The organism is Streptomyces sp. NRRL S-31 (genome assembly GCF_000718775.1).
GTDB lineage: Bacteria > Actinomycetota > Actinomycetes > Streptomycetales > Streptomycetaceae > Streptomyces.
The window spans coordinates 15,038-28,289 of the sequence record NZ_JOCB01000017.1; the positions used below are offsets into that span (position 1 = coordinate 15,038).

General features: G+C 73.6%; 15 protein-coding genes. 10 read left to right on the top strand and 5 right to left on the bottom strand.

The window, feature by feature from the left end; translation table 11 throughout:
- Positions 1 to 215: 215 nt before the first annotated feature.
- Both IF37_RS0109610 and IF37_RS0109615 read left to right on the top strand, forming a co-directional pair.
- Positions 216 to 1,013, top strand: a complete 798-nt coding sequence (locus tag IF37_RS0109610) for an SAM-dependent methyltransferase (RefSeq protein WP_030739282.1) — start codon at positions 216 to 218, stop codon at positions 1,011 to 1,013.
- Between the two features lie 317 nt (positions 1,014 to 1,330).
- Positions 1,331 to 2,809, top strand: coding sequence for a glutamate-cysteine ligase family protein (locus IF37_RS0109615; RefSeq protein WP_030739285.1), 1,479 nt, complete (start codon positions 1,331 to 1,333; stop codon positions 2,807 to 2,809).
- Between the two features lie 155 nt (positions 2,810 to 2,964).
- Here IF37_RS0109615 and IF37_RS0109620 read toward each other — a convergent pair whose 3' ends face one another.
- Positions 2,965 to 3,351, bottom strand: coding sequence for a helix-turn-helix domain-containing protein (locus IF37_RS0109620; RefSeq protein WP_030739288.1), 387 nt, complete (start codon positions 3,349 to 3,351; stop codon positions 2,965 to 2,967).
- A gap of 128 nt (positions 3,352 to 3,479) precedes the next feature.
- Here IF37_RS0109620 and IF37_RS0109625 point away from each other — a divergent pair, with 128 nt between their 5' ends.
- On the top strand, positions 3,480 to 4,130 hold the full coding sequence (locus tag IF37_RS0109625) for an FMN-dependent NADH-azoreductase (RefSeq protein WP_030739290.1): 651 nt from the start codon (positions 3,480 to 3,482) through the stop codon (positions 4,128 to 4,130).
- Positions 4,131 to 4,297: 167 nt separating this feature from the next.
- Here IF37_RS0109625 and IF37_RS0109630 read toward each other — a convergent pair whose 3' ends face one another.
- Both IF37_RS0109630 and IF37_RS0109635 read right to left on the bottom strand, forming a co-directional pair.
- Positions 4,298 to 5,059, bottom strand: a complete 762-nt coding sequence (locus IF37_RS0109630) for a cache domain-containing protein (RefSeq protein WP_030739293.1) — start codon at positions 5,057 to 5,059, stop codon at positions 4,298 to 4,300.
- A 37-nt stretch (positions 5,060 to 5,096) separates the two neighbouring features.
- Positions 5,097 to 5,837, bottom strand: coding sequence for a FadR/GntR family transcriptional regulator (locus tag IF37_RS0109635; protein WP_030739297.1), 741 nt, complete (start codon positions 5,835 to 5,837; stop codon positions 5,097 to 5,099).
- A gap of 110 nt (positions 5,838 to 5,947) precedes the next feature.
- On the opposite strand from IF37_RS0109635, the gene IF37_RS0109640 reads away from it, so the two are divergent.
- The 7 genes from IF37_RS0109640 to IF37_RS0109670 all read left to right on the top strand — a co-directional run bounded on the left by IF37_RS0109640 (position 5,948) and on the right by IF37_RS0109670 (position 12,108).
- Positions 5,948 to 6,979, top strand: a complete 1,032-nt coding sequence (locus tag IF37_RS0109640; RefSeq protein WP_030739300.1) for an ABC transporter ATP-binding protein — start codon at positions 5,948 to 5,950, stop codon at positions 6,977 to 6,979.
- Positions 6,980 to 7,041: 62 nt separating this feature from the next.
- Positions 7,042 to 8,241, top strand: coding sequence for an ABC transporter substrate-binding protein (locus IF37_RS0109645; RefSeq protein ID WP_030739303.1), 1,200 nt, complete (start codon positions 7,042 to 7,044; stop codon positions 8,239 to 8,241).
- 3 nt (positions 8,242 to 8,244) lie between these two features.
- A complete protein-coding gene (locus IF37_RS0109650; protein ID WP_037856129.1) occupies positions 8,245 to 9,138 on the top strand; it encodes an ABC transporter permease in 894 nt (297 codons plus the stop codon).
- Between the two features lie 11 nt (positions 9,139 to 9,149).
- Positions 9,150 to 9,965: an ABC transporter permease gene (locus IF37_RS0109655; protein ID WP_030739310.1), complete on the top strand. Its 816-nt coding sequence runs from the start codon at positions 9,150 to 9,152 to the stop codon at positions 9,963 to 9,965.
- A gap of 103 nt (positions 9,966 to 10,068) precedes the next feature.
- Positions 10,069 to 10,749: a maleylpyruvate isomerase N-terminal domain-containing protein gene (locus IF37_RS0109660; protein ID WP_052845067.1), complete on the top strand. Its 681-nt coding sequence runs from the start codon at positions 10,069 to 10,071 to the stop codon at positions 10,747 to 10,749.
- A gap of 105 nt (positions 10,750 to 10,854) precedes the next feature.
- Positions 10,855 to 11,136 carry a hypothetical protein gene (locus IF37_RS0109665; protein WP_030739315.1) on the top strand — a complete coding sequence of 94 codons (282 nt, stop codon included), beginning with the start codon at positions 10,855 to 10,857 and terminating at the stop codon, positions 11,134 to 11,136.
- Between the two features lie 90 nt (positions 11,137 to 11,226).
- Positions 11,227 to 12,108, top strand: coding sequence for a DMT family transporter (locus IF37_RS0109670; protein WP_030739318.1), 882 nt, complete (start codon positions 11,227 to 11,229; stop codon positions 12,106 to 12,108).
- Between the two features lie 143 nt (positions 12,109 to 12,251).
- On the opposite strand, the gene IF37_RS0109675 is transcribed toward IF37_RS0109670, so the two are convergent.
- Together IF37_RS0109675 and IF37_RS0109680 are read right to left on the bottom strand one after the other, a co-directional pair.
- Entirely contained in the window at positions 12,252 to 12,734 is a 483-nt protein-coding gene (locus IF37_RS0109675) for a carboxymuconolactone decarboxylase family protein (RefSeq protein ID WP_030739321.1), read from the bottom strand.
- An 88-nt stretch (positions 12,735 to 12,822) separates the two neighbouring features.
- Positions 12,823 to 13,164 (bottom strand): helix-turn-helix domain-containing protein, encoded by a 342-nt coding sequence (locus IF37_RS0109680; protein ID WP_037856132.1) that lies wholly within the window; start codon positions 13,162 to 13,164, stop codon positions 12,823 to 12,825.
- Positions 13,165 to 13,252 lie beyond the last annotated feature (88 nt).

Genomic DNA, 13,252 nt, shown 5'->3' on the forward strand with positions numbered 1-13,252 from the left:
AGCCGAGGCAGCACGCCGAGCAACGGGGCCCCACCGGCACCCCGCGCTCACCGGCTCCCCCGTGCGCACGGCGGGCTCGGCCCGGTTCCCCGCCCCTCGCCCCGCCCCGGCCGCCCGCCTGCGGGAACTCGTGGCACGATGCGAGAAGTTGATGTGCGAAGCTGTGCCCGGTCGGTGCGGATCGAGGTCGTGCCGGCCGTGGAGAGGAGCTCAGCGTGACAGAGGCCGGCTTCGAGGCCGTGAACATCGACACCAGCAGACCGCACCCCGCCCGCATCTACGACTACCTCCTGGGCGGCAAGGACAACTACGAGGTGGACCAGGAGGCGGGCGACCGGCTCGCCGCCGCGGCGCCCGAGGCGCGGATCGGCGTGCGGGCCAACCGCGCGTTCCTCCAGCGCGCCGTCCGGTACGTCGTGGGCAGCGGGGTCCGGCAGATCCTGGACATCGGCACCGGTCTGCCCACGTCGCCGAACGTGCACGAGGTCGCGCAGCAGGTGGCGCCCGACGTCCGCGTGGCCTACGTCGACAACGACCCGATCGTCGCCGCGCATGGCAACGCCCTGCTCAGCCGGTCCGGTACGACCCGCATCGTCCTCGGCGACCTGCGCGATCCGCGGACCGTCCTGGACCACCCCGACGTCCGGCAGCTCATCGACTTCGAGCAGCCGGTCGCCCTGCTCCTCGTCGCCATCCTGCACTTCCTCTCCGAGGCGGACCGGCCCGCCGAGATCGTCGCCGCCCTGCGCGACGCGCTGCCCGCCGGCAGCTTCCTGGTGCTCTCGCACGCCACGGGCGACTTCGCCGACCGCTCGGACGCCCAGGCCGTCTACACCAACGCGACCGCGTCCCTGAACCTGCGCACCCGCGCCCAGGTGGAGCGGTTCTTCGACGGTTTCGAGCTGGTCGAACCGGGCCTGGCGCAGGTGCCCTTCTGGCGCCCGGACACCCCGCCGCCGCCCCGGTCCGACGAGATCGGCTTCTACGGCGGCGTGGCCCGCAGGACGCCCTGACCGGCCGGCCCACCGTACCGTCCCCGCGGTGCGGCGGGCCTCCCGCGTCCGCCCCCGTCCGCCCCGTCCGCCCTCGTACCGGTGGCCCGCTTCCACAGCGGCCTCCGCACCAGGCTCCCGCCTTGCTGCCGCCTGGCTTCCGCCGGCCCCCGCCGCGCTCCCACCGGATGCCCCTCGGTTCAAGGGGCGGGACGGCGGGACACACCGTCGTCCGGGATGCCGGAGCGCCCCGGCGACGGCGGCCGGCATGGTGGGGTCGCCGTCCGGGTGCGACGCTGGGAGGGAGAGGTGTCCGACGAGGGGACCCAGGAGGGCCGATGGGGCGTGACGTCCCGGCGCTCGTCTTCACCCGCGAGGACCGCCGCCGGTACCGGATCAAGATGCAGGAGTGCCTGGACGCGCTCGCGCAGATGCTGCGCGAGGCGCACTTCGAGTCGGAGCGGCCGCAGGTCGGCCTGGAGATCGAACTCAACCTGGTGGACGACGACGCCGAGCCGGCCATGCGCAACAGCGACGTGCTGGAGGCGATCTCCGACCCCGCCTGGTCCACCGAGCTGGGCCGGTTCAACCTGGAGATCAACGTCCCGCCCCGGCGGCTGATCGCGGGCGGTCCGGACGCCTGGGAGTCGGAGATCCGCGACGCGCTGAACCACGCCGAACAGCGGGCCGGGTCGGTCGGCACCCGGCTGATCATGATCGGGATCCTGCCGACGCTGCGGCAGGAGGACATCGGCGAGGACACGCTGTCGGAGAACCCCCGCTACCGGCTGCTCAACGACCAGGTCTTCGCCGCGCGCGGCGAGGACCTGCGCATCGAGATCGACGGCACCGACCGGCTGCGGACCTACGCGGACACGATCACCCCGGAGGCCGCGTGCACCAGCACGCAGTTCCATCTCCAGGTGTCGCCGGAGGAGTTCGCCGGCTACTGGAACGCGGCGCAGGCGATCGCCGGCGTCCAGGTCGCGCTCGCCGCCAACTCGCCCTTCCTGTTCGGCAAGGAGCTGTGGCACGAGACGCGCATCCCGCTGTTCGAGCAGGCCACCGACACCCGCCCGGAGGAGATCAAGGTGCAGGGGGTACGACCCCGCGTATGGTTCGGCGAACGGTGGATCACCAGCGTCTTCGATCTGTTCGAGGAGAACGTGCGCTACTTCCCCGCGCTCCTCCCGCTGTGCGACGAACAGGACCCGGCCGAGACGCTGGACCGCGGCGACGTCCCCGAACTGTCCGAACTCACCCTGCACAACGGCACGATCTACCGCTGGAACCGGCCGGTCTACGCCATCGCCCACGACCGGCCGCACATCAGGGTGGAGAACCGGGTGCTGCCCGCCGGCCCGACCGTCGCCGACACCCTCGCCAACGGCGCCTTCTACTACGGGCTCACCCGGGCCCTGGTGGAGGAGGACCGGCCGGTGTGGTCGCGGATGTCCTTCTCCGCCGCCCGGGACAATCTGCACGCCGCCGCCCGGCACGGCATCGACGCGCTGGTGTACTGGCCCGGGATGGGCGAGGTGCCGGTGCCCGAGCTGGTGCTGCGGCGGCTGCTGCCGCTGGCGCACCGGGGGCTGGAGCGCTCGGGCATGGACGCGGCATGGCGCGAGCCGCTGCTCGGCGTGATCGAGCAGCGCTGTGTGACGGCGCGCAACGGAGCGGTGTGGCAGAAGGAGATGTTCCGGCATCTGGCCGCCACCACGCACGCCGGGCGGCACGAGGCGCTGCGTCGGATGACCCAGGTGTACATCGACTACATGCACCTGAACGCCCCGGTGCACACCTGGCCGGTCGACTGAGTCGGCGCCGGCGGCGTGCGCGCCGCGTCCGCCCGGGCCACCGGGCGCGTCAGGGGGGGGTGTGCGGGACGGTCCGCGTCAGGCAGGTGTGGAGACGTTCCTCGTCAGGCGGATGGGCGGGACGGCCACGTCAGCGGATGCGCGGGACGGCCGCGTCAGGCGGACGTGCGGGACGGCCGTTCCAGGGAGGCCCCGGGGCAGGACGGCGCGTCCGGCAGGTGGACCTTCGCCCACTCCGCCAGTTCGCGCAGGGCGGGCTCCAGGGCCGCTCCGGCGTCGGTCAGCCGGTAGGACACGCGCAGCGGGGGGCCCTCGTCGACCTCGCGCAGGACGAGGCCGGCCGCGCCGAGTTCGGCGAGCCGGTCGGACAGCATGCGTTCACTGATGCCGGGGACGGCCCGCCGCAGATCGGCGAAGTACGCGGGCTGTTCCACCAGGACGGCCACGATCGGACCGCTCCACCGCTTGCCGAGCAGCTGGAAGACGCGGGTGATGCCAACGTCCACCCGCTTGCAGGCCGCGCTGTCGTGGTTGTCGTCCATGGCCCCAGGGTACTACTCCGCCGTAGGGTGGTGAAAAAAAGTAAGCTCGTATGCTAAAAATAGTCCAGTACGAAACATCAGCCCGAGCCGCGGCGCGGGCCGTCCCTCACCTTTTTCCGGAGTCATCCATGGCCACCCTGCTGCACATCGACTCGTCCCTGTTCCCGACCGAGGCGTCGTCCTCCCGCACCGTGACGGCGGCCTTCGCCAAGCACTGGCAGGAGGAGCACCCGGAGGGCACGGTCGTCTACCGCGACCTGGCGGCGCAGCCCGTCCCGCACATCACCGCCGACGCGCACCTCGCCGGCTTCGCCGACCCGGCCTCCCACACGCCGGAGCAGGCCGCCGCCTTCGCCGGGCGCCTGAAGCTGATCGAGGAGCTGGAGCAGGCCGACGCGGTGCTGATCGGCGCCCCGATGTACAACTACACGATCCCGTCGACCCTCAAGGCGTGGCTGGACAACGTGATCCTGTTCGGCCGCACCGCGGGCGAGAACCCCTCCGCCAAGGGCACCCCGGTCACCGTCGTCGCCAGCCGGGGCGGCTCCTACGCGCCGGGCACCCCGCGCGAGGGTTTCGAGTACGTGCAGAACTACCTCGAGGCCGCCCTCGGCAGCGGCCTCGGCCTGGACGTGGAGTTCATCGTCCCGGAGCTGACCATGGCGTCGCAGAACCCGGCGATGGCCGAGCTGGTCCCGCTGTACGAGGCCTCCCGTGACCGCGCCCTGGAGGACGCCGCCGTCAAGGCCCGCGAGCTCGCCAAGCGTCTCGCGGCCTGAGCACCACGCGGACCCGCACGGCACACCCCGGCGCCGAGCCCGCACGGCGGGCGCCGGTGCCGAGCCCGCACCGCGGACCCCGGACCACCCGCAGGGTGGTCCGGGGTCACGCGCGTTCCCGGGATGCCGTGCGGGCCCGCGCGTCTCCGGGGCATCGCGGGCCGTGCTCAGGCCAGGACCAGCACCAGGGGTACGCCCCCGCACGGCACCAGGCGCAGCCCGTCGTGGGCGCCGGGCCGCGCGTCGGCGAGGAGCGCGCCGAAGTCCGGGCCCCGGGTGAGGGAGCCGGCCGGCTGGGCGGGGTCGGCGGAGGCGGCCACCCGGCCGCGGGCGTTGACCAGCCGGGCCGGGCGGGACAGCCCGCACAGCAGCGGCAGGACCGCCGCCTCGAAGTGCCGCAGATACACATCGGCCGCCGCCACTCCGGCGAACCGCCCCTGGAACAGCACCGGTTCGGACAGCGTGAGGCTGTACTCGGCGGAGCAGAGGTAGTCCACGTACGGTCCGGCCACGGCCCGACGCCCGGTGTCGCGGGGCAGCGTGAACCAGTCCCAGTGGGTGTAGTCGGAGTAGGCCGACCGCTCGGGGTCGAGGTCGGCCAGGAGCGGACGCACGGCGCCGTCGGCACCCGACTGCCACCACTCCAGCCAGCCCGGCACATCGGCCAGCAGCCCCGGCGCCACGACGAAGCCGACGCCGGAGACGAGTTCCCCGCGGTCCAGCCGCAGGTGCAGTCCGGGGCGCAGCGCGGCGAGGTCGCGGCTGGCGGGCCGACGCCCCTCGGCGGCCACCCGGCGCAGCAGGGCCGCGGTGTCGGCGCGGGTGGCGGCGACCGCCTCGAAGACGGCCTCCAGCGCGCCGCCGACCTGAGCGGCGACCCGGGTCTCCGGCTCCGTGGCGACGGTGGCGCGTCCGGGGCTGACGCCCATGGTGTCCTCCAGCGGACGGGAACCGGACGCGGTGCGGTCAGAGGGTGAGGCGCAGGGCGGCGAGCCGCGCCACGGACTCCCTGACGCACCGCTCGGCCAGGGGACCGGCCGTTTCGTCGGCCCCATCCTGCACCGCGGCGATGACACGGCGGTGACGGTCCGCAACTTCTTCACGATATGCGTCCTCGGCCAGGACGAGGCAGACCAGGGCGCCCACCTCGCTCTGGAGGGCGACCTGTTCCCGGGTGAGCCGGGCGGACTGGGCGGCGGCGGCGAGTTCGACGTGGAAGCGGCCGTACAGCCGGCCGCGCGCCGCCGCGTCGTCGGCGCGCTCCAGCTCCCGCGCCGTGCGGAGCAGCGGCTGGAGGTCCTCGGGTCCGGTGCGCCGGGCGGCGAGCCTGGCGGCGGCACCGGACAGGGCGGCCCAGTGGTCGCCGAGGTCGCGCAGTTCCTCGGGGCTCCAGCCGCGCAGCCGGGCCCGGAGCCGGTCGTCGGCCGGGACCTCGGGCAGGGAGACGAAGCTGCCGCCGCCACGACCCCGGCGGGTGGTGACCAGCCCCTGCTGCCGCAGCGCCATGAGCGCCTCGCGCAGGGTGACCGTGGAGACACCGAGCCGTGCGGCGAGGTCGCTCTCGCCGGGGAGCTGCTCGCCGTCGGCGAGGAGGCCCAGCTCGATGGCGTCGCCTATGCGGCGGACGACCGCGTCCACGCGGGCCCGACTGTCCAGCGGGCTGAAGACGGCCCTGCGGGCGCCTGTGCCGGTCTCGTGCTGCCTCACGGCCACCACCTCGTGCGTTGACTCAAGCTTTACCCTAAGGGGCTCTTGAGCTGTGACCTATGAGTTCATAGGTTTGCGGTCAACGTTCAGCGCGCCAGAAAGGTTCCCCCATGGAGGGAAGTGCGATCCGGCTGGAGGGCCTGCGGAAGTCGTTCGGCGGGACCGCGGCCGTGGCCGGTGTCGATCTGGACGTCCGGGACGGCGAGTTCTTCTCGATACTCGGCCCGTCCGGCTCCGGCAAGACGACGGTGCTGCGGCTGGTCGCCGGGTTCGAGACCCCCGACCAGGGCCGGATCGAGCTGGCGGGGCAGGAGGTCACCGGCCTCGCCCCGTTCGAACGGGACGTGCACACCGTCTTCCAGGACTACGCCCTCTTCCCGCACATGACGGTCGAGCAGAACGTCGCGTACGGACTGCGGGTCCGCCGGGTGCCGAAGGCCGAACGGCTGGTCCGCGCCCGCGAGGCGCTCGCCGGGGTCCGTCTCGAAGGCTACGGCCCGCGGCGGCCCGCGCAGTTGTCCGGCGGGCAGCGCCAGCGCGTCGCGCTCGCCCGGGCCCTCGTCGGCCGCCCCCGCGTCCTGCTGCTGGACGAGCCGCTCGGCGCGCTCGACCTGAAGCTGCGCGAGCGGATGCAGGTCGAACTCAAGGCGCTCCAGCGGGAAGTGGGCATCACCTTCGTCCTCGTCACCCACGACCAGGAGGAGGCCCTGACGATGAGCGACCGGATCGCCGTCTTCGACCGGGGCCGCGTCGCCCAGGTCGGCACCCCGGCGGAGATCTACGAACGCCCGGCGACACCGTTCGTCGCCTCCTTCGTCGGCACCTCGAACCTCCTGGAGGGGGACGCGGCCCGGCGGATCACCGGAGCACCGGGCACGTACAACATCCGCCCGGAGAAGATCCGCGTCCTGAAGGAGTCCGCCGAGGCCGACGTACCGGAGCACGCCACCGCCACCGGCACCGTCGCGGAGGTCGTCTACCTCGGCGACGCCACCCGCTTCCTGGTCGACCTGGACGGCGGCGGCCGGCTCACCGCGCTCCAGCAGAACCTGGAGACCTCCTCGGCGGACGTGGCCGCCTACCGCGGCAGCCGGGTCCGCCTCCGGTGGCACCGCCGGCACGCCGTCCCGCTCCCCTCCTGACACCCGGCACCGTCCCCCCTGCCTGGCTCCCCTGACTCCCCCTGACTCCCTTGGAGAACGCCGTGCGTCACACCCGTACCCCGCGCACCGCGGCCATGTGCGCCGCCGCGCTGCTGCTCGCCTCCGCCTGCGATTCCGCGGGCTCCGGCGGCTCACCGGCCACCGGGCTCAACCCGCCCGACCTCAAGGCGCCGACGAAGCTCGGCAGGACGGAGGGCCGGGTCAACCTCATCGCCTGGGCCGGCTACGTCGAGGACGGCTCCGACGACCCCGGCGCGGACTGGGTCAGCGGCTTCGAGAAGCGGACGGGGTGCCAGGTCCGCTCCAAGGTCGCCGCCAGCTCGGACGAGATGGTCAAACTGATGAAGACCGGCGAGTACGACGCCGTGTCCGCCTCCGGCGACGCCTCCCTGCGTCTGATCGCCTCCGGTGACGCGGCCCCCGTCAACACCGCCCTCGTCCCCCACTACAAGGAGGTCTTCAGCGGGCTGAAGAACGGCGCCTGGAACTCCGTCGAGGGCCGGATGTACGGCATCCCGCACGGCCGGGGCGCCAACCTGCTGATGTACGACACCGCGAAGGTCTCGCCCGCGCCCACCTCCTGGTCCGCCGTCTTCAACGACGCCGACCGGTACAAAGGGCACGTCACCGCCTACGACTCGCCGATCTACATCGCCGACGCGGCCCTGTACCTGAAGGCCGCCCGGCCCGAGCTGGGGATCAAGGACCCGTACGCGCTGGACCAGCGGCAGTTCGATGCCGCCGTGGCGCTGCTGAAGAAGCAGAACGCGGACGTCGGCGAGTACTGGAGCGACTACCTGAAGGAGGTCTCCGCCTTCAAGAGCGGTGACTCGGTGATCGGTACGACCTGGCAGGTGATCGCCGGCCTCGCCGCCTCCGAGGGCGCGAAGGTCAAGACCCTGGTGCCGAAGGAGGGTTCGACCGGCTGGTCCGACACCTGGATGGTCTCCAGCAAGGCCGCGCACCCCAACTGCGCCTACAAATGGCTGGACTGGATCGTCTCCCCCGAGGTCAACGCCCAGGTCGCCGAGTACTTCGGGGAGGCCCCGGCCAACTCCCGGGCGTGCGCCCACACTCGTGACAAGAACTTCTGCACGGTCTACCACGCCGCCGACGAGAACTACTGGAAGAGGATCGCCTTCTGGAACACGCCCATCGAGCAGTGCCTCGACGGCCGCCGGGACGTGAAGTGCGTGCCGTACGCCCGGTGGGTGCGGGCCTGGACCGAGATCAAGGGCTGAGCCGTGCCGACCGCCCTGCCCTCCGGCGCCCGCCGGGGAACCGTCCGGCGGCTCGCCGCGGCCCTGCACCGCAGGCCCCGGCTGCGCCTGGCCCTCCTGCTCACCGCGCCGCTGCTCTGGCTCGCCGTGCTCTACCTCGGCTCGCTGGCGGTCCTGTTCCTCGCCGCCTTCTGGACGACGGACACCTTCACCTCCCAGGTGGTGAAGGTGTGGTCGACGGACAACTTCCACCAGCTGTTCACCACACCGGTCTACCGCCAGGTCATCCTGCGCAGTGTCGGCGTGGCCCTCGCGGTGACCGCGCTGTGCGCGCTGATCGCCTTCCCGGTCGCCTTCTACACCGCCCGGGTGGCCCGGCCGCGCCTGCGTCCGCTGCTCGTGGTGGCCATCCTCACCCCGCTGTGGGCGAGTTACCTGGTCAAGGTGTACGCCTGGCGGCTGATCCTGTCCGAGGGCGGACTCGCCGACTGGATGCTCGCGCCGTTCGGGCTGAGCGGCCCCGGCTACGGGCTGCCCGCCACGGTCCTCACCCTGACCTACCTCTGGCTGCCGTACATGATCCTGCCGGTCCACACCGCCCTCGAACGGCTCCCGGCCCACCTGCTCGACGCGTCCGCCGACCTCGGGGCCCGCGCGGGCCGCACCTTCCGCTCCGTCGTGCTGCCCCTGGTGCTGCCGTCGGTCGCCGCCGGTTCCGTCTTCACCTTCTCGCTCAGCCTCGGCGACTACATCACGGTGCAGATCGTCGGCGGCAAGACACAGCTCGTCGGCAACCTCGTGTACTCCAACATCGAACTCGACCTGCCCATGGCCGCCGCGCTCGCCACCGCGCCCGTGGCCGTGATCGTCCTGTACCTGCTGGCGATCCGCCGCACCGGCGCCCTCGACAGCCTGTAGGAAGGAGCGCCATGCATCTTGGCCGCACCGCGCGCATCGCCCTGCGGATCGGCGCCGGGCTCGGTTTCGCGGTGATCTACGCCCCGCTGCTGCTGGTCCTCGTCAACTCCCTCAACCCGGACCGCAGCGCGAGCTGGCCGCCGCCGGGACTGACCACCCGCTGGTGGTCGGTGGCGGCGCACAACCCCGGTGCCCGCGAGGCGCTGTGGGTCTCGGTGAAGGCGGGGCTCGGGGCCACCGCCATCGCACTGGTGCTCGGCACGCTCATCGCGTTCGCCGTGGCCCGGCACCGCTTCTACGGGCGGGACACGGTCTCCTTCGTCGTGGTGCTGCCGATCGCGCTGCCCGGCATCGTGACGGGCATCGCCCTCAACTCGGCCTTCGGCACGGTGCTGGAGCCGCTCGGGGTGGGCCTCGGCCTGTTCACCGTGATCGTCGGGCACGCCACGTTCTGCGTCGTGGTGGTCTTCAACAACGTGGTGGCCCGGCTGCGCCGTACGGCCGGCTCCTACGAGGAGGCGGCGCTCGACCTCGGCGCGACCACCTTCCGCGCCTTCGCGGACGTCACCTTCCCGCTGGTCCGCTCGGCGCTGCTGGCGGGCGGTCTGCTCGCCTTCGCCCTGTCCTTCGACGAGGTCGTGGTGACCACGTTCACCGCGGGACCCGGCGTCGTCACCCTGCCCCTCTGGATCTTCGACAACATGACCCGGCCCCGGCAGGCACCGGTGGTGAACGTCGTGGCCGCGGTCCTCGTGCTGCTGTCGGTGGTGCCGATCTACGTCGCCCAGCGGCTGTCCGCGGACACGGCGACGTCGAGCCGGGTGTGAGCCGGCCGGTCGCCGGTACCCGCGCCCGGGGCCGCCGGAGCGGGCGCCCACGACGCGTCGGCCGGGGACGGCCCGGACACCGCCCGGCGGAAAGGGGACAGGCATGACGACAGGGGACACGACAGCCCCGGCGCGGACCCTGAGCGCCGCCTACGGGGCGGCCTCGGCTGCCGTAGCGGGCCTCGGCGACGAGGAGTCGTGGCGGCCGACCGGCTGCACCGGCTGGGCGGTCCGCGACCTCGTCTTCCACTGCCTCGGGGACGCCCAGCGCGCCCTGGTGGCCCTGCACACCCCCACGGACGAGCCCGTCGACCGGGACGCCGTGACGTACTGGCGGGACTGGCGGCCGGACACCGCCGGGGCGGCGAACGGCCGGCGCTGGGCCCGGGTGAACGGCAGCATGTTCCTCGACTTCGGCCAGCTGAAGGAGCTGTACCTGGAGACGCTGGCGGCGACCGTGCGGGCGGCGCGGGAGGCCCGCCCCGAGCGCCGGGTGGCCACGCAGGGGCACGTGCTGACGGCCGGCGACCTGATCACCACGCTCGCGGTGGAGGCGACCGTCCACCACCTCGACCTGACCGTGGGGCTCCCGCACGCCCCGGACCCCTCGCCCGAGGGGCTGGCCGCCGTGCGCGCCACCCTGGACGGGCTGCTCGGCGGGTCGGCCCCGCCGGAGTGGAGCGACGCGCACTACGCGCGCGTGGGCACCGGCCGGGCCGCGCTCACCGGCGCCGAGCGTGCCGCCCTCGGCCCGTCGGCCGACCGGTTCCCGCTGTTCGGGTGAGCCCCCCGCCCGTCCCGCGGCCGGCACGCCCGACCCGGGGACACGCGCGCCCGGCGCCCGCGCGGTGCGGGGCGCACCGGCCGGAGGGATGGAAACCTGCGCCTCATGAACAACCCTCCCAGTGTCAACAGCTACGTCGACCGGGTCACGGCGGGTCCCGGCGGGGCGATGACCGACGAAGTCGGCGTCATCACCGGCGACCTCACCGTCGCGACCATCCTCCAGCCCGACGGCCACAGTGTGCGCGTCACCGTCCGGCACTCCGGCGGCGACACCTGGTACACCCTCTCCGGCAGCCCCGCCACGGTGCCGGCCGGCCGGCTCGCGGCGTACCACCGGGACCTGCTGGGCCGTATCCGGCGGGGTGGTGGGACCCGTGCCGGCTGAGCCGGCCGCACGGCACCACGGCGCCGCCTTCCGTAGGCTGAGGAGGTCCGTCCCTCCCCCGGGGAGGTCTGCCGCAGGCAGGAGACCGTCGTGATCGAACTGGCCGCGGTGTTCGCCGTCGCGGGCGCGGCGAGCAACGCCGTGGGCACCGCGTTCCAGCGCAAGGCGGCCTCGGCCAGCAGCCGCGGCGGGATCAGGCTGCTCGCGGAGCTGGTGCACCGCCCGTTCTGGGTGATCGGCATGGCCGGTGTCATCTGCGCCGCGCTGTTCCAGAGCCTGGCCCTGGTCAACGGTCCGCTCGCGCTGGTGCAGCCGCTGTTCATCCTGGAGCTGCCGTTCGCGCTGCTGGTCGCCGCCCCGCTGATGCACCGGCGGCTGCCGCACTGGGGCTGGTGGGGCGTCGGCGGCTGCGTGGCGGGCCTCGCCCTGCTGCTGGTCGCCGCCGCCCCGCACGGCGCGACCGACCAGGCGCCCCTCGCCCGGTGGATCTGGGCCCTGTGCCTGTGCGTGGGCGCGATGGCCGTAGCGGTGGCGCTGGCCGGGCGGGGACGCCCGCCGGCCCGGCGGGCCGCACTGCTGGCCGCCGCCTCCGCGATCGGCAACGCCCTCACCGCCGCCCTGCTGAAGTCGGCCAGCGGCACCTTCGCCGACCAGGGCTTCACGGCGTTCCTGCGGTCGTGGCAGACGTACGGCTTCGCGCTCGCCGGCGTCGCCGCCGTGCTGCTGCTGGAGAACGCCCTCCAGGCCGGCCCGCTGGCCGCCGCGCAGCCCGCGCTGACCATCGGCGACGCGGTGGTGAGCCTGACCCTCGGCATCACGCTCTTCGACGAACGGATCCGCACCGGCTGGTGGCTGGTGCCCGAGGCGCTCGGCGCCCTGCTGATCGTCGGGGGCGTGGCGGTCCTCAGCCGGGCCGTCGGGCGGATCATCGTGCTGCCGGTCCCGGCCGAGGAGGAGAACGTGGCCTCGTGAGGCCGCTCGGGGGCGGTGACCGGTGGCGGCCCATCCGACTCCGGGATCAGCGCGGGGCACCGGCCGGATCCGGCCCGGGGCGCCGCGCCGGAGCTGACTCGATCACCCGGATCACCGCCCCGCGGGCGCTCGCGCGGGGCCGCTCACTGCTCGGCGCGCACCGGGTGCCTGCTCATGATGGAGACGCGGTTGAACGCGTTGATGGTGACGGCCACCCAGACCACCGCGGCGATCTGGTCCTCGGTGAGGACGTCCCGCGCCGCCGCGTAGGCGGCGTCCTGGGCGGCGCCGTCGGCCGCCGTGGTGGTCGCCTCGGCCAGGGCCAGGGCGGCCCGCTCGGCGGGGGTGAACAGGTCGGCGTCGCGCCAGGCGGCCAGCACGCCGAGGCGCTGCGGGGTGTCGCCCGCCCGCAGCGCGGCGCGGGTGTGCACGTGCAGGCAGTAGGCGCAGCCGTTCAGCTGGGAGACACGGAGGTTGACCAGTTCCACCAGCACGCGGTCCAGGCCGGCCTCGGCGGCGGTCGCGCGGACCGCCTCGGACGTCTGCACCAGCGCGTGGTACGCCTTGGGGCTCTGCTTGTCGATGTAGATCCGCCGGGTGGCGCCGGCCGGAACGGGACTGGTCAACCTGGGCTCCTCCGCACTCCATTTTTGTTGAAAATGAAACTATCACGAGGTGCGAGGGAACCATGCCGAAGGGGCGCGCTCCAGCCGCTCAATCGGCGACCGTCTCGTGCGCCCCGGCGACGACGAGGTCGAGCAGACCCGGGAAGCGGGCGTCGAGGTCGGCACGGCGCAGCCGGTTCAACCGCCGGGCCCCCTCGTCGCGCTGACGGATGACCCCGGCCTCGCGCAGCACCTTGAAGTGGCCGCTCCGGGTGGACTTGCCGACCGGCAGCGCGAACGTCGCGCAGGCCAGCTCCCCCTCCGGTCCGGCGGCGGCGAGCCGGGCGACGACGGCCAGCCGGACCGGGCCGCCGAGGGCGGCGAGCACGGCGTCGATCCGCAGCTGGTCGCGGTCCGGGTGGACGAGCGGGGTGGCGGTACGGCTGGCCATGCCCCCAGGATACCCAAGCATGTTCGGGCCTCGCGAACATACGTTCGTCAACTCCGAACATGGTGCCCGGGAGGCACCCAGGGCCCCC